General features: G+C 71.7%; 19 protein-coding genes. 8 read left to right on the forward strand and 11 right to left on the reverse strand.

Features of this window, described 5'->3' with window-relative positions:
- Window positions 1–38 precede the first annotated feature (38 nt).
- From groL to AC0GKK_RS12525, 5 genes are all read right to left on the reverse strand, one after another.
- Window positions 39–1,727 (reverse strand): chaperonin GroEL, encoded by a 1,689-nt coding sequence (gene groL / locus AC0GKK_RS12505; RefSeq protein WP_178374671.1) that lies wholly within the window; start codon window positions 1,725–1,727, stop codon window positions 39–41.
- Window positions 1,728–1,907: 180 nt separating this feature from the next.
- The gene (mimD, locus tag AC0GKK_RS12510) at window positions 1,908–2,219 is read right to left on the reverse strand and encodes a propane 2-monooxygenase effector subunit MimD (RefSeq protein ID WP_051050022.1); all 312 of its coding nucleotides are present in this window, start codon (window positions 2,217–2,219) and stop codon (window positions 1,908–1,910) included.
- Window positions 2,220–2,263: 44 nt separating this feature from the next.
- Window positions 2,264–3,472, reverse strand: a complete 1,209-nt coding sequence (locus AC0GKK_RS12515; protein WP_489883904.1) for a ferritin family protein — start codon at window positions 3,470–3,472, stop codon at window positions 2,264–2,266.
- The gene (locus tag AC0GKK_RS12520) at window positions 3,469–4,524 is read right to left on the reverse strand and encodes an FAD-binding oxidoreductase (protein ID WP_062399904.1); all 1,056 of its coding nucleotides are present in this window, start codon (window positions 4,522–4,524) and stop codon (window positions 3,469–3,471) included. The genes AC0GKK_RS12515 and AC0GKK_RS12520 overlap by 4 nt, the downstream gene beginning before the upstream one ends.
- 205 nt (window positions 4,525–4,729) lie before the next feature.
- Complete coding sequence (locus AC0GKK_RS12525) at window positions 4,730–6,367, reverse strand: ferritin family protein (RefSeq protein ID WP_208824647.1); 1,638 nt, start codon at window positions 6,365–6,367, stop codon at window positions 4,730–4,732.
- A 344-nt stretch (window positions 6,368–6,711) separates the two neighbouring features.
- Here AC0GKK_RS12525 and AC0GKK_RS12530 point away from each other — a divergent pair, with 344 nt between their 5' ends.
- From AC0GKK_RS12530 to AC0GKK_RS12545, 4 genes are read left to right on the forward strand one after another with little or no spacing between them, the layout of a single operon-like run.
- The gene (locus AC0GKK_RS12530) at window positions 6,712–8,631 is read left to right on the forward strand and encodes a sigma-54-dependent Fis family transcriptional regulator (protein WP_489883905.1); all 1,920 of its coding nucleotides are present in this window, start codon (window positions 6,712–6,714) and stop codon (window positions 8,629–8,631) included.
- Window positions 8,632–8,641: 10 nt separating this feature from the next.
- Window positions 8,642–8,890: a hypothetical protein gene (locus tag AC0GKK_RS12535; protein WP_489883906.1), complete on the forward strand. Its 249-nt coding sequence runs from the start codon at window positions 8,642–8,644 to the stop codon at window positions 8,888–8,890.
- 48 nt (window positions 8,891–8,938) lie between these two features.
- A complete protein-coding gene (locus AC0GKK_RS12540; protein ID WP_073577858.1) occupies window positions 8,939–9,166 on the forward strand; it encodes a hypothetical protein in 228 nt (75 codons plus the stop codon).
- Between the two features lie 30 nt (window positions 9,167–9,196).
- The gene (locus AC0GKK_RS12545) at window positions 9,197–10,297 is read left to right on the forward strand and encodes a gamma-glutamylcyclotransferase family protein (RefSeq protein WP_489883907.1); all 1,101 of its coding nucleotides are present in this window, start codon (window positions 9,197–9,199) and stop codon (window positions 10,295–10,297) included.
- 52 nt (window positions 10,298–10,349) lie between these two features.
- Here AC0GKK_RS12545 and AC0GKK_RS12550 read toward each other — a convergent pair whose 3' ends face one another.
- Complete coding sequence (locus AC0GKK_RS12550) at window positions 10,350–11,675, reverse strand: MFS transporter (RefSeq protein WP_489883908.1); 1,326 nt, start codon at window positions 11,673–11,675, stop codon at window positions 10,350–10,352.
- 227 nt (window positions 11,676–11,902) lie between these two features.
- Here AC0GKK_RS12550 and AC0GKK_RS12555 point away from each other — a divergent pair, with 227 nt between their 5' ends.
- Both AC0GKK_RS12555 and AC0GKK_RS12560 read left to right on the forward strand, forming a co-directional pair.
- Window positions 11,903–12,814, forward strand: a complete 912-nt coding sequence (locus AC0GKK_RS12555) for an ABC transporter ATP-binding protein (protein ID WP_489883909.1) — start codon at window positions 11,903–11,905, stop codon at window positions 12,812–12,814.
- Window positions 12,811–13,983 carry an ABC transporter permease gene (locus AC0GKK_RS12560; RefSeq protein WP_208824601.1) on the forward strand — a complete coding sequence of 391 codons (1,173 nt, stop codon included), beginning with the start codon at window positions 12,811–12,813 and terminating at the stop codon, window positions 13,981–13,983. The genes AC0GKK_RS12555 and AC0GKK_RS12560 overlap by 4 nt, the downstream gene beginning before the upstream one ends.
- On the opposite strand, the gene AC0GKK_RS12565 is transcribed toward AC0GKK_RS12560, so the two are convergent.
- The 4 genes from AC0GKK_RS12565 to pdxH all read right to left on the reverse strand — a co-directional run bounded on the left by AC0GKK_RS12565 (window position 13,964) and on the right by pdxH (window position 19,076).
- Window positions 13,964–15,355 carry a cryptochrome/photolyase family protein gene (locus AC0GKK_RS12565; RefSeq protein ID WP_489883910.1) on the reverse strand — a complete coding sequence of 464 codons (1,392 nt, stop codon included), beginning with the start codon at window positions 15,353–15,355 and terminating at the stop codon, window positions 13,964–13,966. The two genes, AC0GKK_RS12560 and AC0GKK_RS12565, sit on opposite strands and share 20 nt — an antisense overlap.
- Before the next feature lie 222 nt (window positions 15,356–15,577).
- Window positions 15,578–16,888, reverse strand: a complete 1,311-nt coding sequence (locus AC0GKK_RS12570; protein WP_100879456.1) for a citrate synthase — start codon at window positions 16,886–16,888, stop codon at window positions 15,578–15,580.
- An 89-nt stretch (window positions 16,889–16,977) separates the two neighbouring features.
- Window positions 16,978–18,372: an MFS transporter gene (locus AC0GKK_RS12575; protein WP_304580206.1), complete on the reverse strand. Its 1,395-nt coding sequence runs from the start codon at window positions 18,370–18,372 to the stop codon at window positions 16,978–16,980.
- Window positions 18,373–18,422: 50 nt separating this feature from the next.
- On the reverse strand, window positions 18,423–19,076 hold the full coding sequence (pdxH, locus tag AC0GKK_RS12580) for a pyridoxamine 5'-phosphate oxidase (RefSeq protein ID WP_489883911.1): 654 nt from the start codon (window positions 19,074–19,076) through the stop codon (window positions 18,423–18,425).
- A 200-nt stretch (window positions 19,077–19,276) separates the two neighbouring features.
- Here pdxH and AC0GKK_RS12585 point away from each other — a divergent pair, with 200 nt between their 5' ends.
- Window positions 19,277–20,416, forward strand: a complete 1,140-nt coding sequence (locus tag AC0GKK_RS12585; RefSeq protein ID WP_489883912.1) for a citrate synthase 2 — start codon at window positions 19,277–19,279, stop codon at window positions 20,414–20,416.
- A 150-nt stretch (window positions 20,417–20,566) separates the two neighbouring features.
- Here the strand turns inward: AC0GKK_RS12585 and AC0GKK_RS12590 are convergent, their stop codons facing one another.
- The gene (locus tag AC0GKK_RS12590) at window positions 20,567–21,853 is read right to left on the reverse strand and encodes an MFS transporter (RefSeq protein ID WP_489883913.1); all 1,287 of its coding nucleotides are present in this window, start codon (window positions 21,851–21,853) and stop codon (window positions 20,567–20,569) included.
- Between the two features lie 70 nt (window positions 21,854–21,923).
- Between AC0GKK_RS12590 and AC0GKK_RS12595 the strand changes: the two genes are divergently transcribed.
- The gene (locus AC0GKK_RS12595) at window positions 21,924–22,883 is read left to right on the forward strand and encodes a GlxA family transcriptional regulator (RefSeq protein WP_489883914.1); all 960 of its coding nucleotides are present in this window, start codon (window positions 21,924–21,926) and stop codon (window positions 22,881–22,883) included.
- The last annotated feature ends 28 nt before the right edge of the window (window positions 22,884–22,911 follow it).

Genomic DNA, 22,911 nt, shown 5'->3' on the forward strand with positions numbered 1-22,911 from the left:
CCGCTCCCCACTGTTCCTGTGACCGGACGGGCCGGTACCTACCCGACCGACGGGCCGAGCCCCATCGACTGGGGCGTGCTCGAGTCCGGGCTGGGCTGCGGGATGCCCTCGTCGAGCTGGCCGAACTCGGTCATGAGCGCCTTGTTCCAGGGCGTGACCTCCTCGGCCACCAGCGAGTTGGTGGTGAGGATCAGCCCGGCGACCGAGGCGCCGTTCTGCAGGGCGGAGCGCACGACCCGCAGCGGGTCGATGATGCCCATCTCGACCATGTCCCCGAAGCGGCCCTCCAGGGCGTCGAAGCCCTCGTCGACGCCCATGGTCGTGACCTGCTTGACCACCTCGTCGCCGTCGTAGCCGGCGTTGGAGGCGATGAGGTGCACGGGCTCGGTGAGCGCGTGCCGGACGATCTCGACCCCGATCCGGTAGTCCCCGGTCACGTCCAGCTCGTCGAGCGCGGGCTCGGCGTGCAGCAGCGCCGATCCGCCACCGGCGACGATGCCCTCGGCCACCGCGGCCCGGGTCGCCTGCAGCGAGTCGTCCACCCGGTGCCGGATCTCGCGGGCCTCGGCGTTGGTCGGCGCCCCGACCGAGATGATCGCGGCCTTCCCGGAGAGCCGGGCGATGCGGTCGGAGAAGAAGTCCTCGTCGGTGCCGATCGTCGCGCGGGCCAGCTCGGCCCGCAGCTGCGACAGCCGGTACTCCAGCTTCTGCTTGTCGCCGTGCCCGCCGATGATCGTGGTGCCCTCGCTGGTGACCTGCACCTGCACGGCGCGCCCCAGGTGTTCGACGTCGATCTGCTCGAGCGAGAACGAGGAGCTCTTGGAGTGCACCTGCCCGCCGCAGAGCGCGGCCATGTCCTCCAGCAGGTGGATGCGCTTCTCGCCGAAGCCCGGCGCCTTGATCGCGACGGCCTGGAAGTGCCCGTTGACGTGGTTGTGGACCAGCATCTGCAGGGCGGTGCCCTCGACGGTCTCCGCGACGATGACGAGCGGGCGCCGGTCGTTGCGCATGATCCGGTCCAGCACCGGCATGATCTGCTGGACGTCCTTGATCTTGTGCGCGGTGAAGAGGATGTAGGGGTCGTCGACGATCGCCTCGAGCGTGCCGGGGTTGGTCACCATGTACGGCGAGACGTACCCGTTGTCGAACTCGAAGTCCTCGACGAAGTCCACCGAGACGCCCGGCAGCGGGGTGTCGTCGACGGTGACGACGCCGTCGTCGCCCACGGTGTGCAGTGCCTTCGCGACGACCCGGCCGATCGTGTAGTCGTCGTTGGCCGAGATGGAGGCCACGCGGGCGTAGTCCTCCTCGGTGCTGACCGGGTGCGACACCGTCTGCAGGCGGTCGACGAGCGCGTTGACCGCGATGTCGATGCCCCGCTTGACCAGCACCGGGTTGCCACCGCGCTCGATGGCGCTCATGCCCTCTCGGACGATGGCCTGGGCGATGACGGTCGCGGTGGTCGTGCCGTCGCCGACCGTGTCGTTGGTCTTGACCGCCGCTTCCTTCACCAGCTGGGCGCCCATGTTCTCGAAGGGGTCGCGCAGGTGGATCTCGCGGGCGATCGTGACGCCGTCGTTCGTGACCTCGGGCGAGCCCGTGATCTTCTCCAGGATGACGTTGCGGCCCTTGGGGCCGAGCGTGCTCTTGACGGCTTCGGCCAGCTGGTCGACGCCGGCCTGCAGCAGATGACGGCCCTCGGCGCCGAAGCGGAGTTCCTTGGCCATGGTGGGTCCTCCCGGAGAAAGAGTCGGTCCAGGTGCGCGGGTGTGGATCAACGTGCGCAGCCGTGGCGCCGCGGAGGCGCGCTGCGCGGGTGGAGCGCACCGCCCGGGCCGTCGCCGGCCGTGGTGGGCCGGGGACGGGTCGTCGTCCCGGGCGGTGCGATCCGGGTGAGGAGCGGGTCCTTACACCGGCTTCAGGTCGAAGTCGATGTACTCGGCGGCGTCCTCGGGATTGGCGAACATGATCGTCTTGTCGTCCAGGTGGACCATCCGCCCGTAGTGGGTGGACATGTTCTCCTCGAACTGGGCGGCGTCGAACCAGCCCTCCTCCTGGCCGGCCTCCTCGTCCATCGCCTCGTAGTCGAGCTCGAACTTGCCCGTGCCGTCGACGCGGATCATCGAGGGCAGGTGCTGCACGGTCACGTTGTCCTGACGGTCCAGGACCGTCGCGATGACCGCGCCGATCTGGTTGTTCATCAGCGTGAATCCGCACATGTTCGACGCGGTGCTGTCCTGCTTGAACGGAGAGTCCGTGCTGGTCACTGCTTCAGCTCCTCGGGGACGTCGAGACCGAGATCGCTGCAGATCCCGGCGAACCGGTTCTTGGCGCGGTCGAGGGAGTCCTCGAACGTCGGCGGCTTGGAGTCCGACTGGGACCACATCGGCTGCATCGTCCGGGCGGCCTCCAGCGCCTGCGGCACGTAGGTCCGCAGCCAGCCGCCCATGAGATCCCGGTTGTGGTCGGCGAACTCGCGGTCCTGGGTGAGCGGCGCGAAGCAGGCGATCGACCAGCGCAGGTCGCGCTGGGCGTAGTCGAACTCGCCGGCACCCATGACGGTCGGGGTCACGTAGTCACCGTTGGTGGCGGCGGACTGCATGACCAGGTTCGACCGGAACAGCTCGCCGACCAACGGTTCGAAGACGCAGTTGGCCGCGAAGATGGCCTCGCCCCAGTCGTCCTGGACCGCGGTGAGGGCCTCGGTGAGCTTGCGGGCGGCCTGCCACTCCGGCGCGTTGTCCCACGCGTCGAGGTGGGCGGCGCCGTCGAAGCCGTCGATCTCCTCCGACAGCGTCAGGTTGTAGAGCGCGAGGTCCTGGGCGAAACGGATCTTGCGGGTGGAGTTCGCCGCGAGCGCCGTGTTGTGCATGTTGGTCGGCGCGGACCGCTCGTTGGACGCGAAGACGTAGAGGCCGAGGATGTGCTCGATGTGCATCCAGGCGCCGACGTTGCGCTCGACGAAGCGCACCCAGTTGGGGTTCCAGAGCTCGAACGCCTTCGCGTTGCGGGCGTTCTCGATGTTCTGGGTGAGCTGCCGGACGACGTTCGCGTTGTAGCGGAAGAGGCTCTGCTCCCACTCCTCGTTCGGGTCACGGAACTCGTGCCACCCGTGGGCCGGCCAGTTCTTGACGTGCATGCCGCCGGAGCCGACGCCGCGCTGCGGCTCCGGCTCGTCGACACCCCAGGCCTTGAGCTTGGTCCAGTGCAGCGGGTAGCCGCCCTCGCCGTTGGCGAAGCCGTAGATCCAGCCCTGCGCGAGGTAGTGCCGCGGGTCCGGCTGGACCTCGACGGTGGTGTCCTCGTACAGCGTCTGCTTCCGCTTGGCGGGCGCGTAGTAGTTGTAGTGGCGTGCGCTCGAGCTCGAGTCCGGGAACTCCCGCGCTCCGGCCTCCGCGTCGGTGAAGACGGGCTTGGGAACGCTGCGCTGCGAACCGGACGACGTGTCCTGTGTGGTGGGGGACTGAGTCATTGCTGTCCGTCCTCGCCTTCTTGCTCACCGGTCGTGGTGAACTTGTCGTAGAAGATGTTGGTCTCACTCACACCCAGCTGGGTCAGCGTCGCGATCGCCGCGTCGACCATCGGCGGGGGACCGCAGACGTAGGCATCCGCTCCCTTCAGATCGGATTCGTTCCGCCTGACCACCTCCGTGATCAGGCCGGTCTCGCCGGCCCAGTCCCCGCCGTCGCCGTCGGACAGGGCGGGGACGTACCGGAAGCCGTTGAGCTGGGGCGCCAGTTCGGCGATCTCCTTCTCGAAGCAGAGATCGGCCGCGGTGCGCGCGCCGTAGTAGAAGGTGGCCCGTCGTTCGACGCCGCCCTCGGCCATCGCCCGCAGCAGGCCCAGTACCGGCGCCATGCCGGCGCCACCGCCGACGAAGACGATCGGCGAGCTGCGGTTCTGGCGGAGGGTGAAGGTGCCGAAGGGCGCCTCGACGTCGAGCCGGTCACCGGGAGCGGCCTTCTCGTCGAGCCAGGTCCCGAACAGCCCACCCGGGTAGACCTTGATGACGAACTCGTAGGTGCCGTCCCGGTTGGGGGTGTTGGCCATGGAGAACGAACGGCTCTCCTCGGTCCCGGGGCAGACGAGGTCCATGTACTGCCCGGGGAAGAACTTGATCTCCGACGGCTCGACCAGCTTGACGGTCAGGTGCCGCATGTCGTGGGTGACGGCCTCGACCGACACGACCTCGACCACGCCCTTGGTGAGGGGCAGGCCGGACCGGATGATCTCCTCGTCGTAGTTGGTCAGCTCGATGACCAGGTCCTCGTAGGCATGTGCCCGGCACAGGAGGGTGTGGCCCTCCTCCTTCTCGTAGTCCGGGAGCGCGAAGGTCGAGTAGCTGTCGTACTCGATGTCCTCGCCCTCGAGCACGAAGGACTTGCAGGCCGAGCACTGGCCCTCCTTGCAACCGTGCATGAGCTGGACGCCCTGCTCGGCCGCGGCGCGGAGGATGTTCTGGTCCTCGTCGACCTCGATCTCGATGCCGACGGGCTCGAACCGCACGACGTGTTTGTCGCCCACGAGTGCAGACCACCTCTCTTGGCGTGACTAGTGGCGTGAGAAAAAAGACCAATCGGACAGATGTGGGCAGGCGTCGCCCGGGCCCCGCCCGGCGGACGGGAGTCCCGGGGTGACCCGGCCGGGGAAGACGACCCCCCGGCCGGGCCGCGGGAAGAGGGACCCGTCATGGCGTGACGGGAACCCCCTCCCCTCGCCTGACCCGCGCTCAGGCGTCGGTGGGCGCGGGCCGACCGGCCGGCCCCTGGCGGTTGTAGTCCGCCACGAACGCTTCGCGCTCGGCGTCGCTCATCTCGTTGAGGATGACGTTGGGGCTGGCCAGGTGCGGCATGCGCCGCATGTGGTCCAGCGTCCACATCTTCTTCGGGTCGAGATCGAGGTGCGGCTGAGCGGTCAGCGTCTTGCCGTCGTCACGGACGAAGCCCATGTCCTGGACGACGTCGGCCCAGTTCCAGCCGTGGTAGAGCGTCTCCCACTCGCGGTGACCCACGAGCTTGCCCATGTTCGGGGTCTCGCGACCCTGGTACACGGGCCGGAAGGCCTCGGCGTCGGTCCAGCGGCAGACCTCGTGGCAGTACGTGCGCCACTGGCCGTCCACCTTGTCGACGACCATGTCCTCGCGCACCAGACACGGGACCATGCAGGTCCAGCAGCGGTGCGGGTACACGTAGTCGACGTCCTCGGCCACGATGGCGTGGTGACCGTTCGGCTTGGCGAGGCGGTTGTAGTTCTCCCACCACTTGCCGTACCGGTCGTACCAGCCCGGGTACTTGTACTCGAACCACTCGAAGTCGGTGTCGGTCATGCCGTCGATGCGCCAGTAGTTGGCGCACCAGCCGGTGGCGAAGAACTGCGCGACCTCGTGGACGTAGCCCTTGTTCCAGATCTGGTTCCAGGACTCCTCGACCAGGTCGTGCGGGATCACCAGGCCGTACTTCTCGAGCGGCAGCAGGTAGCTGCGGTAGTAGTCGTCGTAGATCCAGCGGCGCCACATCTCCGCGTAGGACTCGCGGTCCTTGCGGCGGTCCTTCGTGCCGTACTCGATGAAGGTACCGATGGCGGCGTCGACGACGCGGTGGTTGTTCCACCACGCGTAGCGCAGGTCGCGCTCGAGCAGCTGGCGGTTGTCCTCGTCCGACAGCGCCATCAGGAGCGTGGCGTAGCCGTTGGAGATGTGCCGCGACTCGTCGGACTGCACCGAGTGGAACACCGTCGGCAGCAGGTAGTCGCCGTTGGCGGCCGCCTCTGCCGGCATCGCCACGAACAGGGTGTTCGTGAACGCGGTCTCCGCGACGATAGTCAGGTAGATCGACGCAGCGGTGATGGCGTCACCGGTGATGAACCCCTCCGCGAACTGGCGGCCGATGGTGCCGCAGTAGTCCGACTGGAAGTTCCGCAGCGAGTTGTTGAAGCCCGCCGGGTCGATGTAGTTGTTCATGTACAGGCGCTTGAGGTTCTGCTGGATCGTGCTGTGCCGAACCTCGTCGATCATCTGGATCGCCTGGCCGTTGTGCAGCTCCGGGTTCGGAACCACGTGGAACAGCATCGGCATCGAGCGCGCCGCCGAGATCTCCGGCAACGGGATGATCGACAGGAAGAGCTTCTGCCACTCCAGCCAGCGCTCCTGCACCTGCCGGAACATGTTGCCGCGGATGGCACCGTCCTGGGCGCCGTAGACGCGGTGGTCCTTCTCCTCCTCCATCGGGAAGTACGAGCGCAGGACCTGCTTGAGCGGGTCCTTCTTCGCCGCCTTCTTGAAGGTGTAGTCGGTTCCGTACTTCATGTACGGCTCGTGGTACTGCGGCTCCCAGGAAAGCTCCTGGATCTTCTGGTGAGCCTTCGCCAAACTCTGCCGACTCACGTCGTCTCCTCACGGTGGTGGGTTGTGGTCGGATCAGCGGGCGAGCGCGGGTAGCCCGATGTCGTGGTCGTGCACGGAGGTCGGACGACCCGGTGACGTGGGTGGATGCCGCGGCGCCGGTGCCGTCTGTCTTCCGTGCTGCGAATCACACATGGTCCAGCAGGCATTCGAGGTCTCAATATGAGACTCTTCCGCCCCGCCACCTGTGGTGATCTTGCTCTCACGGCGCGTACCGTCGCCGTGACCACGGGATCCGGGCAGGTCACCGCTGTCGTACGCGGGTCCTCGGTGGTCGTGTCCCGAGCTCGACACAGACGAGGAGGCCGTGTGTGAGACCCCTGCCCGACGGCGCGCAGGGCGCCACCCGGGCGGGCCGGCCGACGCCGCGCCCGCGACACGGACATGACTCCCCCATCACCGGCTCGGCGCCCACACCCGCCACCAGGACCAGCACCAGCGCCGCGGCCGAACGCATCGCGGCGGCCCGCGACGCGTTCCTGCACCACGAGCAGATGCGTGAGGACGTGGTGCGCCCGCCGATCCTGGCGTCCTGGATCCGGTCGCGGGACAGCGACGTCGCGCCCGACTCCATCGACCTGCCCGAGATCGGCCGCGAGACCGACAGCCCGCTGGTGCGGGCGGCCACGCCGATCGTCTCCGAGCTGTGCGACCAGTTCGCCACCGAGCCGGTCAGCCTCATCCTCTGCGACGGCGACGGTGTCGTCCTCGACCGCCGGACCGGTGACTCGGCGCTGCGTCAGCACCTGGACCGGGTGTGGCTCGTCCCCGGTTTCTCCTACGCCGAGCAGCACGTCGGCACCAACGGCATCGGCACCGCGCTGGAGGGCAGGCGTCCGACCGAGGTGTTCGGGCACGAGCACTTCGTCGAGCACCTGGAGGACCTGGCCTGCGCCGGCGCCCCGATCCGGCACCCGGTGACCGGCAAGATCCTCGGCGTCGTCGACCTGACCTGCTGGCGGAGCGAGGCCAACGCGCTGATGGTCGCCACCGCCGCGACGACGGCCCGCCGCATCGAGGAGGCGCTGCTCGCCGCGTCCGGGCGGCACGAGCTGACGCTGCTGCACGACTACCTGACCGCGGTCCAGCGCGGGGGCGACTCCGCGGTGCTCGCCGTCGGCGACGACCTCGTGATGATGAACGACCGCGCCCGCGAGCTCATCGCACCCGGTGACCAGGTCCCTCTGCTCGCGGGGGCGACCGACGCGCTGCGGGCCGGACGCAACCGCCAGCTCGTCGTCGACCTGCCGAGCGGGGCGACCGCGCGCGTGCAGTGCCGGCCGAGCTGGAACGAGGCGGGCTCGGCGGGCGGCATCCTGCAGGTGAGCCTGACCCACCGCGAGACCGTCGGCCGCGGCTCCGCGACCCCCACGATCACCACCGCGCTGCCGACCGCCGTCGGCTCGGGGGCGCTGTGGACCAAGTGCGCCCAGGCGGTGGACCGGCACTTCCGCACCAACGAGTGGCTGGTGCTGCAGGGCGAGCACGGCTCCGGCCGGACCACGCTGGCCCGCGCCACCCACCACCTCCACTCCCCCGCCGGGCACGTCCGTGTGCTCGACGCCGGCGACGTGGGCCCGCGCTGGCTCTCCGAGGTGTCCGACGAGCTCGGCGGCGGCGGCGGGACGCTGGTACTGCGCGAGGTCGACCGGCTCCCCCCGGCCGCCGCGGCGGCGCTCGCCGACGTGCTCGAGCCGCACCGCGAGTCGACCGACCCGGAGCGGGCCTGGGTCGTCGCGACCCGCAGCAGCTCCCGGACGACCGACTCACCCGAGCTCGCGTCGCTGCTGGACTGCTTCCCGCGCACCATCGAGGTCCCGCCCCTACGCCACCACGTGGAGGACGTCGCCGAGCTGGTGCCGTACCTGCTCGCCCGGCTGACGCGCGGCGCCGACCTGACCTGTGCGCCGGAGGCCCTGCGGGTGCTCATGCGGCACCGGTGGCCGGGCAACGTCGAGCAGCTCTACCAGGTGCTGCGCAAGGTCGTGAGCCGTCGCCGCACCGGGGTGATCCGGCTGGAGGACCTGCCGCCGGAGACGCGGGTGCTGGCCCGGCGGGTGCTGACCCCGCTGGAGTCGATCGAGTGCGACGCCATCGTCGACGCCCTGCTCGACGCCGACGGCAACAAGGCCGAGGCCGCGCGCCGGCTCGGGATGAGCCGGGCCACGATCTACCGCAAGATCCGCGGCTACGGCATCGCGACACCCGAGGGGGCGGGGATGTCCCGGTAGCCTGCGCGGCGTGGGTCGCCGCAGCCGGATCGTCCGCGCGTTCTCCTTCCCGGAGGGCATGCCGCCCCCGCTGCTGGTGATGATCCTGCTGAGCAGCTCGATGGCCGGGGTGTTCGTCGTCGCGATGCTGCTGCCGGACACGGCGCCGACGTGGCTGCGGGTGGTGCTGTCCGCGCTCGCGGTGCCGGGACTGATGCTGCTGACCGCGGCGCTGCTGCGCCGGGCGGCGACGCAGGGCAGGCGCCGACACGAGGGGTGACGGCCCGTACGGACTGCGACGCCCCCGGACGGCCCCTACCGTCGGACCATGGCCCTGCTCCGACGGTTGTTCCTGATCCCCGACGGCGTCCCGGCCCCGCTGCGCGGCGCCGTCGCCGCGCTGATCGTGCTGGTCGCCGTGCTCTGGCCCCTCACGCTGCTGCCCGCCGGCACCTCGACGGCGGTGCTCGTCGTGGTGTCCGTGCTGTCGGTCCTGGCGCTGTTCGCCCTGGCGGCGGCGCTGCTGCGACGGCGCTACCCGGGCGCGCACCGCTGAGCCCCGGTCGTTGATCTACGGTCCGTGCCCATGACGGGAACGGACATCGCTGCACCGTGGCCGGACTCGGCGTTCCCCGCCGACCCCTACCCGGGCGCCCGGCCGCCGTGCTCGTTCCTGCACACCGACGGCCGCACCCACCCGCTGACGGCCGACCCGTCGGCGCCCTCGGGATGGCGGGCCGGCGGCCGCTGCCTCGACGACGTGCTCACCGGCCTGGGCGCACCGCGGCTGGCCGGGCGGGTGCCGCTGCTGGCCTACGGCTCGAACGCCTGCCCGTCGAAGATCACCTGGATGCGCGACGCGCGCGGGCTGGGCGGGCCGGTGGTCGTGCTGCGGGTGCGCACCGCGGGCCTGGCGGCGGTGTGGGCGGCCGGTCGCCGCGTCGTCGACGACCAGCGTCCGGCCACCCTGGCCGCCCTCGACGGTGCGGTGGAGGAGCACACCGTGTGGCTGGCCGCACCGGAGCAGTTCGCCGCGCTCGACACCGTCGAGGGCCGAGACGCCGACCCGCCCCGCTACCGGCTCGCCCGGGTCGCGACCGGGCGCGTGACCCTCCTCGACGGCGTCGGGGTGCTGGACCGGCCGTGGGCCTACGTCGCACCGCAGACCCCGACCGGGGACGACCGCACCGACCGCCGGCCGCTCGTGCTCGACGGCGCCCCGGTGACCTGCACCGCCCTCGACCAGGCCGGGGCCGCCGCGCAGGCCGGGACGTCCGGCCCGGACGGGCTCGACGCCGACACCGCCGAGGGGGTGCCCGTGCCGGAACACTGGCCGTCCCGGGTGTTCGTCTACGGCTCGCTGATGCCGGGTCAGCGCGCGTTCGGGCTGCTGCGCGCGCACGCCTCGGCGACGCTGCCACAGCCGGCGGTGCTGCCGGTCGGCGGGATCGCCGACACCGGGCACGACTACCCGGCCCTCACCCTCGACACCGGCGACGGCGTGCCCGGCTGGGTCGTCGAGCTGGCCGACCCGGTGTCCGCGCTGGCGATCCTGGACGCCTACGAGGGGCCGGAGTACACGCGGGTCCGGGTGGTCGTCGAGGACGGCACCGTCTGCTGGGCCTGGGTGTGGGCGGCGGCGCGGGACGGGCACGTGCCGCTGGCCCGGGGGTGGGCGGCGCGCTGAACGCGGACCGGGCCCGCCCCCGGTGGGGACGGGCCCGGTCGGGCGGTACGCGTCAGGAGCCGGTCTTCGCGGCCTGCCGCGCGCGGTGCTCGGCGAGCCCCGGGACGTCCCGGCCGGCGATCGACACACCCTTCGTCTCGATGACGAAGTAGAGCGCGATCATGCCGACCACGCAGGCGCCCATCATGTAGTAGGCCGGGAACAGGACGTCGCCCGTGCCCTCGATGGCCGCCTCGTTGATCAGCGGCGCGGTGCCGCCGAACGCCGCCGTCGCCACGTTGTAGGAGATCGCCATGCCGGCGAACCGGACGTGGGTCGGGAACATCGCCGGGAACGTCGCGGAGATCGTCCCGAGCTGCAGCAGGTAGATCAGGCCGAGCACGGTGAACCCGAGGATCGCCAGCGGCACGCTCACCGCCATCAGCATGTACATCGGGATCGCCAGCACGAAGATGCCGACCAGTGAGATCCACCAGCACGGTTTGCGGCCGATCCGGTCCGACAGCGCACCGGCGAACGGGATCAGCAGCATCATCACGACCTGGCCGACCACGGCGACGGTGTCCGCGCTCGCCGAGTCCATCGACAGCGTCGTCTGCAGGTAGGTCGGCATGTAGGTCAGCAGCGTGTAGTTGATGACGTTCAGCGCGATGACCAGTCCGAACAGCGCCAGGATCGGCTGCCAGTAGCGGACGATGAGGTCCTTGAGCGCTCCGGTCGCGGCGGACTCGGACTCGCCGGCGGCCTCCAGGTCCCGGAACACCGGGGTGTCCTCGAGCTTGGTCCGGATGTAGAGACCGATCATGGCCAGCGGCAGGGCGATCATGAACGGGATGCGCCAGCCGTAGTCGAGCATGGCCTGCTCGCCGATCGCGGTCTCCAGGCCGAAGACGACCAGCACCGCGAGTGTGAAGCCGGCCAGGGTGCCGAACTCCAGGAAGCTGCCCCAGAAGCCGCGCTTGCGGTCCGGCGCGTACTCCGCCATGAACGTGGCGGCGCCGCCGTACTCACCGCCGGTGGAGAAGCCCTGGATGATCCGCAGCAGGAACAGGAGCGCCGGGGCGGCCCAGCCGATCGTCTCGTACGACGGGATGACGCCGATCAGGAACGTCGCGACGCCCATCAGGATGATCGTCATCGACAGGACCTTCTGCCTGCCGATGCGGTCACCGAGCGGGCCCCACACGAAGCCGCCGAGCGGCCGCAGGACGAACGAGATCGCGAACCCGAGCAGGGTCCCGAGATATCCCAGCTCACCCGGGAAGAACGCGTTCGTCAGTTCGACCGTCAGGTAGGCGTAGATGCCGTAGTCGAACCATTCCGTGGCGTTTCCGATCGCCGACGCGGCGACCGCCCTCCGCAGGACGGAGGGCTCCACTTCGTCCTGACCACCCTGCTGACCAGCGTCTGCCGGAGTCGATGACATTCGATAATCCCCCCACTGTCGAAATGCCGGACCGCAAGCGGAGCCGCATTTCGTTACGCGATCGACATGGTGAGCGTCTTTGCGGTGTGCGGAGCTTACAGAGCGAAAAGGGGGGCTGCCACCCACGGGTGGAGATCGATCCCCGGCCCTTCGCGACGGCCCCGTGTAGCGTCGCGACCGTGCTGGCGATCGACGGCCTGGCCAAGCGGTTCGGCCCCGCCGTCGCGCTGGACGGGGTGAGCTTCACGGTCGGCGCGGGCGAGGTGTTCGGCTTCGTCGGCGGCAACGGGGCGGGCAAGACGACGACGATGCGGATCGTGCTCGGCGTCCTCGACGCCGATGCCGGCGCGGTCACCTGGAAGGGCGGCCCGCTCGGTCCCGCGCAACGGCGCCGGATCGGCTACCTGCCCGAGGAACGCGGTCTGTACCCACGGATGCGGGTCGCCGAGCAGCTCGTCTACCTGGCCCGGCTGCACGGGCTGTCCCGGTCGGCCGCGCTCGCCGCCACCAAGACCTGGACCGACCGGGTCGGGCTCGCCGACCGCCGCGGCGACGAGGTGCAGAAGCTGTCGCTGGGGAACCAGCAGCGGGTGCAGCTGTGCGCCGCGCTGGTGCACGACCCCGACCTGCTGGTCCTCGACGAACCGTTCTCCGGGCTGGACCCGGCGGCCGTCGACACCCTGGGGGCGGTGCTGCGCGAACGCGCCGCGGCCGGGGTGCCCGTGGTGTTCTCCTCCCACCAGTTGGAGCTGGTGGAGCGGCTGTGCGACCGGGTCGGGATCATCTCGGCGGGCCGGATGGCCGCGGTCGGGACGGTCGACGGACTGCGGGCCGGGGCCGCCGACCGCTACGACGTGACGGGCCCGCCGCCCGGCTGGGCCGACACCGTCGCCGGGGTGCGGGTCGTCGGCACCGAGGGCGACCGCACCCGCGTCGAGCTGGCGCCGGGCACCGACGACCAGGCGCTGCTCGCCGCGGCACTGGCCGCCGGACCGGTGCACGCGTTCGGTCCGTACCGGCCGCCGCTGACCGAGCTGTACCGCGACGCCGTGCGCGACCGCGCCGTCCCGGCGACCGACGGTGCCCGATGAGGACGGTGCTGCTCGTCGCGCGGCGGGAGATCACCACCCAGCTGCGGTCGCGGACGTTCGTCGTCGGGATCCTGCTGATGCTGCTGGTGTTCGGCGGCTACGGCGCGGTGATCGTGTTCGCCGGGTCGCAGAGCTCGTCGTCGTCGCTGGTGCTCGACGGGCCGGCCCGCGAGCTGCGCGGCGAGCTGCAGGGCACCGCGGACCGGCTGGGCACCGCGCTGCGGCTGACCGAGGCCGGGAACCGGGCCACCGCCGAGTCGATGGTCCGCACCGGCGAGGCCGACGCGATGCTCACCGGGGCGCCGGGGACCTACCAGCTCGTGGGCCTCGACGACGTCGCCCCGGGGCTGCGGTCGCTGGTCGCCGACGTCGTCGAGCAGCAGGCCGTGCGCGAGTCGCTGCTCGCCGCCGGGGCCGACCCGGAGCGGGTGAGCACGCTGTCCGGGGTGGGCGTGCGCACCCTCGAACCGGTCGACACCGAGCTGGGCCAGCGGGTGGGGACCGCGTTCGTCGTGACGTTCCTGCTGTTCTTCTCGGTCACCGCCTACGGCGCGGCGGTCGCGCAGGGGGTGGTCGAGGAGAAGTCCGGACGCGTGGTGGAGCTGCTGCTCGCGACGATCCCGGCCCGGCAGCTGCTCGCCGGGAAGGTGCTCGGACTCGGTCTGGTCGGGCTGCTGCAGCTGCTGATCCTCGGCGCGGTGGGCGCGGCCGTCGCGGTGGGCACGGGCGCGCTGGCCGTCCCGGCGCTGCTGCTGCCGACGCTGGTGTCGGCGCTGGCCTGGTACCTGGTCGGGTTCTTCCTGTTCGCGACGCTCTACGCAGCGGCGGGGGCGCTCGTGTCCCGCCAGGAGGAGCTCCAGTCGGTGACCGCGCCGATCGCCGTCGTGCTGCTCGTGCCGTTCCTGCTCGCCGTCGCCGTGCTGCCCGTGGACCCGCGCAACCCCGTCACCACGGTGCTGTCGTTCGTGCCCTACCTGTCGCAGACGCTCATGCCGGCCCGCACCGCGCTGGGGGTCACCGCGTGGTGGGAGCCGGTCGTCGCGTTCGTGCTGGCGCTGCTCGCGCTGGCCGGGATGGTGGTGCTGTCGGCCCGCGTCTACCGCAACTCGGTGCTGCGCACCGGGGCACGGGTCCGCTGGCGGGACGCCCTCAGGACCGGGCGGCCTTGACCTGGTCGTAGCGGGCGAGCGCGTCCTCCCGCTCGGCCTTGTGGTCGACCATCGGCTCCGGGTACCCCTCCGGGATGCCGCCCTTCAGCTTCCACGGCTGGTGCACGGCCTTCCCCTCGACGTCGGCGAGCTCGGGCACCCAGCGGCGCACGTAATCGCCGTCGGGGTCGAACCGCTCGCCCTGGGTGATCGGGTTGAAGACCCGGAAGTACGGCGACGCGTCCGTCCCCGACCCGGCCGTCCACTGCCAGCCGTGCTGGTTGGAGGCCAGGTCGCCGTCGACGAGCAGCGCCATGAAGTGCCGCGCCCCCCGCCACCACGGGATGTGCAGGTCCTTGACCAGGAACGAGGCGACGATCATCCGCACCCGGTTGTGCATCCACGCCTCACCGCGCAGCTGGCGCATCCCGGCGTCGACGATCGGGAAGCCCGTCCGGCCCTCGCACCAGCGCTCGAAGTCGGCGTCGGCGGCCTTCCCGGTGCGCAGCGGCAGGTGGTCGAAACCCTTGTCGTAGTTCTCGCGCGCCGAGTCCGGGCGCCGGTGGAGCACGTCGGCGTAGAACTCGCGCCAGGCGATCTCGGTGCGGTAGGCCTTGACCGAGTCGCCCCGGTGCTGCGCGAGGTCGGCGAGCAGCGTGCGCGGGTGCACGCAGCCGTACTTGAGGTACGGCGACATCCCCGAGGTGCCCTTCTTCGCCGGCAGGTCGCGGTCGGACTCGTAGTCCAGGACGCCCTCGTCGAGGAAGTCGCGCCAGCGCGCCAGCCCGGCGGACTCCCCCGGCTCGGGCAGCTCGGCCTCGACCGGCTCGTCGCCGGGGACCTTCACCGCGCGCGGACCGCCGTCCTTGTCCGAGGGGTCCATCCAGGTGCACGTGGACGCGTCGGTGCCGGCCGGGGGGCGCCAGCCGTGGTCGGCCCACGCGCGGCTGAACGGGGTGAACACCTTGAACGGCCCGCCGCCGCCCTTCTCCACCCGGCCCGGCGCGACGGCGTACGGCGAACCGGTGCGGACGAGTTCGACGCCGTCGTCGGACAACGCCTTCTCGACGTTCTCGTCCCGTTCGCGGCCGTAGGGGCCGTAGTCCGCGGCGACGTGCACGGTCTGCGCGCCGACGGCCCGCGCGACCCGCGGGACGACGTCGGCCGGGTCGCCCCTCACCACGAGCAGCTTCCCGCCGAGGGCCTCGTCGAGCTCGCGCAGGCAGCCGTAGAGGAAGTTCGCCCGCGCGGCACCCGAGGGCTTCAGCAGTACCGGGTCCAGCACGAACAGCGCGAGCGCACGGTCGGCGGCGTCGGCCGCGGCGAGGAACGTGGGCTGGTCGGCGACCCGGAGGTCGCGCCGGAACCAGACGACGGCAGTGCTGGGCGCCATGCCGGTCGACGCTAGCGGCGCCACGGCCGCGCCGCCCACCGAGCCGCCGCGCCCCTCCGGTATTGCCCCCAGGGGAACTTTCGTGGCTTAGAGCGCTACGAGGGTTCCCCTGGGGGCGCCGGGGCGGCAGTGCGCGAGGCGGGGCGGCGGCTCCCCGGAACGACCGAGCGGGCCGGTCGTGGGACCGGCCCGCTCGGGGGGTGAAGCAACAGGGCTACGCGGTCAGCGCTGCCCGACGGGCACGTACAACCGCTCCGCGGAACCGGTGTAGAGCTGGCGCGGACGCCCGATCTTGTTCTGCGGGTCGTTCATCATCTCGCGCCAGTGCGCGATCCAGCCCGGAAGCCGGCCGAGCGCGAAGAGCACGGTGAACATCTTCACCGGGAAGCCCATCGCCCGGTAGATGACGCCGGTGTAGAAGTCGACGTTCGGGTAGAGCTTGCGCTCGACGAAGTAGTCGTCGGCCAGCGCCTTCTCCTCGAGCGTCATGGCGATGTCGAGCAACGGGTCGTTGACGCCGAGCTTCTTGAGGATCGTCTCGGCCTGCTCCTTGACGATCTTCGCGCGCGGGTCGTAGTTCTTGTAGACCCGGTGCCCGAAGCCCATCAGCTTCGCGCCCTGCTCCTTGTTCTTGACCCGGTTCACGAAGTCGTCGACGTTGCCGCCCTCGACGTCCTTGATGCGGGTCAGCATCTCCAGGACCGCCTGGTTGGCGCCGCCGTGCAGCGGGCCGAACAGCGCGTTGACGCCGGCGGAGATGGAGGCGAACAGGTTCGCCTGGCTGGAGCCGACCAGCCGCACCGTCGACGTGGAGCAGTTCTGCTCGTGATCGGCGTGCAGGATCAGCAGCGTGTCGAGAGCGCGGACCATGTCCGGGTCCAGCTCGTAGGGCTCGGCAGGGAACCCGAAGGTCATCCGCAGGAAGTTCTCGACGAGGCCGAGGGAGTTGTCCGGGTACAGGAACGGCTGCCCGACGGACTTCTTGTACGCGTAGGCGGCGATCGTGAAGACCTTCGCCATGAGCCGCACGGTGGAGAGCTCGACGGCCTCCTCGTCGTGCGGGTCCAGCGAGTCCTGGTAGAAGGTCGACAGCGCGCTGACCGCCGACGACAGCACCGGCATCGGGTGCGCGTCCCGCGGGAAGCCCTCGAAGAAGCGCTTGAGGTCCTCGTGCAGCAGGGTGTGCCGGCTGATCCGGTTGGTGAAGGCGTCGAGCTGCTGCTGGCTCGGCAGCTCGCCGTAGATCAGCAGGTAGCTGACCTCGAGGAACGTGGAGTTCCCGGCCAGCTGGTCGATCGGGTAGCCGCGGTAGCGGAGGATGCCGGCGTCACCGTCGATGTAGGTGATCGCGGACGAGCAGGCAGCGGTGCTGGTGAAGCCCGGGTCGAAGGTGACCAGGCCGGTCTTGCCGAGCAGCTTGCTGACGTCGACGGCCTGCGACCCCTCCGTCGGGGTGTGCACCGCGGTCTCGAACTCGCCGCCCGAGTACCGGAGTACGGCGGTGTCGGACTTGGCGGCGGTCTCGTCGGACATGTGGAGGTTCCCTCTCACAGCGGGGATCAATCGGGTCTCGAGCACACGCTAGCCCGCCGGGGCGATTACGCAGAACGCGGCGACGATTCTCACCCTCCGTCGCGGGGTGCCCGATATCGGAGGAACTCCGGGAAGCGCCACACGCACAGCAGCACGCCCACGATCACGGCGAGGCCGCCGAGCGTCGCGGTGGGGCCGGGCCCGACGAGCGAGGCCACCGACCCGTGCCACATGTCGGCGAGCCGGGGCCCGCCCGCGACGACGACGATGAACACGCCCTGCATCCGGCCGCGCATCTCGTCGGTGGCGACGGTCTGCAGCATCGACGACCGGTAGACCGAGCTGACCAGGTCCCCGGCACCGGCGACGGCGAGCGCGAGCACCGCGAGGAACAGCGACCCGGTGAGCCCGAACACGAGCACGCCGCCGCCCCAGACACACACCGCGACGACGACCGCGACGCCCTGGCGCTGCACCTTCTGCAGCCAGCCCGAGAGCACGCCGCCGGCGACCATCCCGATCGGGATCGCGGCGTACAGCAGGCCCTGCTGGATGCCGCCGTCGGCCGACCCGCCGAAGGTGTCCACCGCCATCTGCGGGAACAGCACCCGGGGCATGCCCAGACCCATCGCGATCACGTCGACCAGGAACGAGACGAGCAGGATGCGCTGCGTCCCGACGTAGCGGAAGCCGTCGACGACCGAGCGCAGCCCCACCTTCGGGCGGGCGCCGTCGACCCGTTGCGCGGAGCTGGGCAGCGCGGGCAGCCGCCAGGTCGCCCACAGCGTCGCCAGCAGGAAGATCGCATCGATCAGGTAGAGCGTCGACAACCCGATGAACGGGATCAGCACCCCGGCCAGCAGCGGCCCGAGCACCGCGCCGACCTGCACGACGGTCATGTTCAGCGCGTTCGCCGCGGGCAGCTGCTCGGCGGGCAGCAGCCGCGGGATGACCGCGCTGCGGGTGGGCTGGTTCATCGCGAGCATCGCCGACTGGAACGCGAACAGCACCAGCACGACCCACACGTTCCCGGCGCCGCTGGCCGAGACCACCCACAGCGCCAGCGAGCTCAGCGCGATGCCGGAGCCCGTGAACAGCAGCATGACCCGGCGGTCGACGGCGTCGGCGATCGCGCCGCCCCAGAGCCCGAACACCACGAGCGGGACCAGCCCGAACAGGCCGGTCAGGCCCACGTACGCCGACGACCCGGTCAGCTGGAAGACCTGGATCGGCACGGCGACGACCGACAGCTGGGCGCCGATCACCGTGACGATCCCGGCGGTCCACAGCCGCCGGTACGCGGGCGTGCGCAGCGGGGTGGTGTCGGCGAAGGTCGACCGCAGCAGGCCGGTGACCCGACCGGCGCGGGTCCGGGTGGTCGGGCCGTCGCCCGTTGCGGACGGGACCGGCCGGGTCGGGGAGTCCCGTTCCGCGCCGGGCACGGGCTCGGTCGGCCCGTCCCCCGGATCGTTGCGACTGCTCACGACGTCAAGGTGTACACGGGCCCCCCGACGGTGCGCCTCCGGGTTCCCTCCTAGGGGGCGAGCCTGCGGACCGACCAGGCGTCGTCGCGGCCGGCCTCGAAACGCAGCCGGTCGTGCATGCGGTCGGCGCGGCCCTGCCAGAACTCGACCTGCCACGGCACGATCCGCCAGCCGCCCCAGTGCGGGGGCCGCGGGATCTCCTCGACGCCGTCGAAGCGGCGGGTGACCCCGGCGAGCGCCTGGTCGAGGACGGTCCGCCCGGCGACGATCGTCGACTGCGCCGACGCCCACGCCCCCAGCTGCGACCCGCGCGGGCGCAGCGCCCAGTAGGCGTCGGACTGGGCCTCGGAGCAGCGCTCCACCCGGCCGGAGAGCTGCACCTGCCGCGCCAGGTCGTACCAGGGGAAGGTGACCGAGGCGACGCGCGTGCGGTTCAGGTCGTGGCTCTTGGCCGAGGTGTAGTTCGTGTAGAAGACGATCCCGCCGGCGTCGAGGCCCTTGCACAGGACGGTGCGCGACGACGGCACCCCGTCCGGGTCCGAGGTCGCCAGCACCATCGCGTTCGGCTCGGTCAGCCCGGCCTCACGGGCCTGCTCCAGCCACGCGGTGAGCTGTTCGTGCCAGGTCGGAGCGAGGTCGTCGACGTCGAGCGGGCGGCTCGAGTAGTCCGTCCGCATCCTCTCGAGGGCGGGCGCGTCGGTCATCGGTTCCCCTTCCGGACAGGTGGGTGCGTCTCGCACGGTAAGCGCGCCGGCGCCGCGTGTGCACCCGCCGATCGGAGTGGTCGCGACCGGTGTTCACGCACGGGAGTCCGGTTCGTGATCGACGCCACCGGTCGGTCGCGTTGCCCTGCTGACCCGTTCGGAGCAGGGTGACGGCGACGATCCGAGCCGAAGGAGACCCGGTGACCCAGACGACCGCGCACGAGGTGCCCCCGCCGCCGCCCGGCTTCACGTCCGGGCTGGAGGGCCACGTCGCGTTCCGGACCGAGATCGCCGAGCCCGACAAGGACGGCGGGTCGCTGCGCTACCGCGGCGTCGACCTCGAGGACCTCGCCGGCACCGTGACCTTCGGCGACGTCTGGGCGCTGCTGGTCGACGGCCGGTTCGGGCAGAGCCTGCCGCCCGCCGAGCCGTTCCCGATCCCGGTGCACACCGGAGACGTCCGGGTCGACGTGCAGGCGGCGCTGGCCATGCTCGCCCCGTACTGGGGCTACCGCCCGCTGCTCGACATCGACGACACCGAGGCCCGCGACAACCTGGCCCGCGCCTCGGTGATGGCGCTGTCCTACGTCGCGCAGTCCGCCCGCGGCATCGGTGTGCCCGCGGTGCCGCAGTCGCGCATCGACGAGTGCTCGACCATCACCGAGCGCTTCATGACCCGCTGGCGCGGCGAGCCCGACCCGCGCCACGTCGCCGCCGTCGACGCCTACTGGGTGTCCGCCGCCGAGCACGGCATGAACGCCTCCACCTTCACCGCCCGGGTGATCGCCTCCACCGGCGCCGACGCCGCCGCGTCGCTGTCCGGCGCGATCGGCGCCATGTCCGGTCCGCTGCACGGCGGCGCCCCGGCCCGGGTGCTACCGATGATCGACGAGGTCGAGCGCACCGGCGACGCCGAGGCGCTGGTGACGGGCCTGCTGGACCGCAAGGAGAAGCTCATGGGCTTCGGGCACCGGGTCTACCGGGCCGAGGACCCGCGGGCCCGCGTGCTGCGCCGCACCTGCCAGGAGCTGAACGCCCCGCGCTACGAGGTGGCCGCCGAGCTGGAGCGCACGGCGCTGGCGATCCTGCGCGAGCGACGCCCGGACCGTCCGATCGAGACGAACGTCGAGTTCTGGGCGGCGGTGATCCTCGACTTCGCCGAGGTCCCGCCGCACATGATGCCCGCGATGTTCACCTCGGCCCGGACCGCGGGCTGGTCGGCGCACGTGATGGAGCAGAAGCGCGAGGGCAAGCTCGTGCGCCCGAGCGCGCAGTACATCGGCCCGGGCCCGCGCCGCCCGCAGGAGGTCGAGGGCTGGGACTCGGTCGTCGCCCGCTGACCGGGCCCGCGCCCGTGCGTCGTACGGGACCCCTCCCCCGAGCTTGCCGGGTTGGTTCTCGGTCACGGTCGACCTCTGTCCGCCCGGTTCTGCCCTACCGGACATCGGGGCCCCCGGGCGGGATCTCCGGCGATCGTGAGCCGACGGTGATCAGCCGGTGGGCAGCGGCGAGGGGACCCGCCGGCGCCGGATCGCCAGCGACAGCCCGGCCGCGACGACGCAGAGGACGGCGCCGCCGTACCAGGCCGCGTCGTAGCTGCCCAGCGCGTCGCGGACCAGCCCCGCGACGAGTGCGGCGAACGCCGCCCCGATCTGGTGCGAGGCGAAGATCCAGCCGAACACCACCGCCGAGCGGGCGCCGAACGCCTCGCGGGCCAGCGCCATCGTCGGTGGGACGGTCGCGACCCAGTCCAGGCCGTAGAACACGACGAACGCGAGCATGCTCGCGTTCAGATCGGTCCCGAACAGCGGCGGGAGCAGGAACAGCGACAGCCCGCGCAGCGCGTAGTAGGCGCCCAGCAGGAGCCGCGGGTCGACGCGGTCGGTCAGCCAGCCGGAGAAGATCGTCCCGAGCAGGTTGAAGATGCCGACCAGGGCGAGCAGGGAGGCCGCCGTCGTCGCGGGCATGCCGTGGTCGTGCGCGGCGGGGACGAAGTGGGACTGGACCAGCCCGGCCGTCGTCGCGCCGCAGATGAAGAACCCGCCGACGAGCAGCCAGAACGTGCCGGTGCGCGAGGCGTCGGCCAGGGCCCGCAGCGCCAGCCGCGCGGCACCCGTGCGCTGCAGCGGGACGACGTCGGCCTCGGTGCCGCCGTAGGGCAGGACCCCGGCGTCGGCGGGGCGGTCCTTCAGGAACAGCAGCACGACCGGCACCACGGCCAGGGCCGCGCCCGCGGTGATCAGCGCCGCGGGCCGCCACCCGCCCGACTCGACGACGGCCGCGACGAGCGGCAGGAACACCAGCTGCCCGGTGGCGGTGGCGGCGGTGAGGACGCCGGAGACGAGGCCGCGACGGGCGACGAACCAGCGGTTCACCACGGTCGCGACCAGCGCCATCGCCATCGACCCGGTACCCAGCCCGACGACGACGCCCCACAGCAGCACCAGCTGCCAGACCGCCGTCATGAACACGGTCGTGCCCGCGCCGACCGCCACCATGACCAGCGCGGTCGCGACCACGCGGCGCACGCCGAAGCGCTCCATCAGCGCCGCCGCGAACGGCGCGGTCACCCCGAACAGGGCGAGGTTCACCGCGAGCGCGAAGGAGATGGACCCGATGCCCCAGCCGAACTCGGCGTGCAGCGGCTCCACCAGCACGCCCGGCGTGGAGCGGAACCCGGCCGCGCCGAGCAGGGCGAGGAACGTCGCTCCGGCCGCCCACCAGGCCGGGTGCACCCGGCGCCGCTGCGTGTCCGCCGTCGCGGGCGCTGTCGTCATGGCTCCATCGTGCGGTGGCGCTGCGATGCGCAACAGTGGCCGCTCGGACGACATGTGCAAGAATTCGGCCATGCACCGGGTCGGAGTGCTCGCCGTCGACGGGGTGATCGCCTTCGAGCTGAGCATCCCCGAGCGGATCCTCGGCACCACGACCACGGCGGACGGCACCCCGCTCTACGACGTGCGGGTCGCCACCGTCGACGGCGGCCCGGTCCGCACCAGTGCCGGGTACCGGGTGCTGCCCGAACACGGGATCGAGGCGCTGGAGCGCGCGGACACCCTGGTCGTGCCGGCCGTGCGCGGCCCGAACACCGGCGACCCGGGCTCGGCCGTCCTCGGCCTGGTGCGCCGGGCCGTGGACCGCGGCGCGCGGGTGGTCGCGATCTGCACCGGCGCGTTCACCCTCGCCGCCGCCGGGGTGCTCGACGGCCGCCGCGCCACCACCCACTGGGCGCACGTGGACGACTTCCGCGCGCTGTACCCGCACGTCGAGCTCGACCCCGACGTGCTGTTCGTCGACGACGGCGACGTCCTCACCTCGGCGGGCGTCGCCGCGGGCCTCGACCTCTGCCTGCATCTGGTGCGCCGCGACCACGGCGCCGGGACCGCCGCGGCGACGGCCCGGCGCAACGTCGTCGCGCCGTGGCGGGAGGGCGGGCAGGCGCAGTTCGTGGAGTCCCACGTCCCCGGCGGTGGCCCCGACACCCGCGCCGTGCGCGAGTGGGCGTTGCAGCACCTCGACCGGCCGCTCGCCGTCGAGGAGCTGGCGGAACGGGCGTCCATGAGCGTGCGGACCTTCACCCGCCGCTTCCGCGCCGAGACCGGCACCAGCCCGGGGCGCTGGCTGTCCGCGCGCCGCCTCGACCTCGTGCGGCGCCTGCTGGAGACCACCGACCTCCCCGTCGAGCAGGTCGCGGCCCGCTCCGGCTTCGGCACCACCGCCGCGCTGCGCCAGCGGCTGCACGCCGACATCGGGATGGCCCCGCTCGCCTACCGGCGCTCGCACCGCGCCCCCGCCGTCACCCGGTGACGCCGGCGGGTGGCACGCAGCACTCGTC

This window comes from Pseudonocardia sp. P-1, assembly GCF_058111925.1.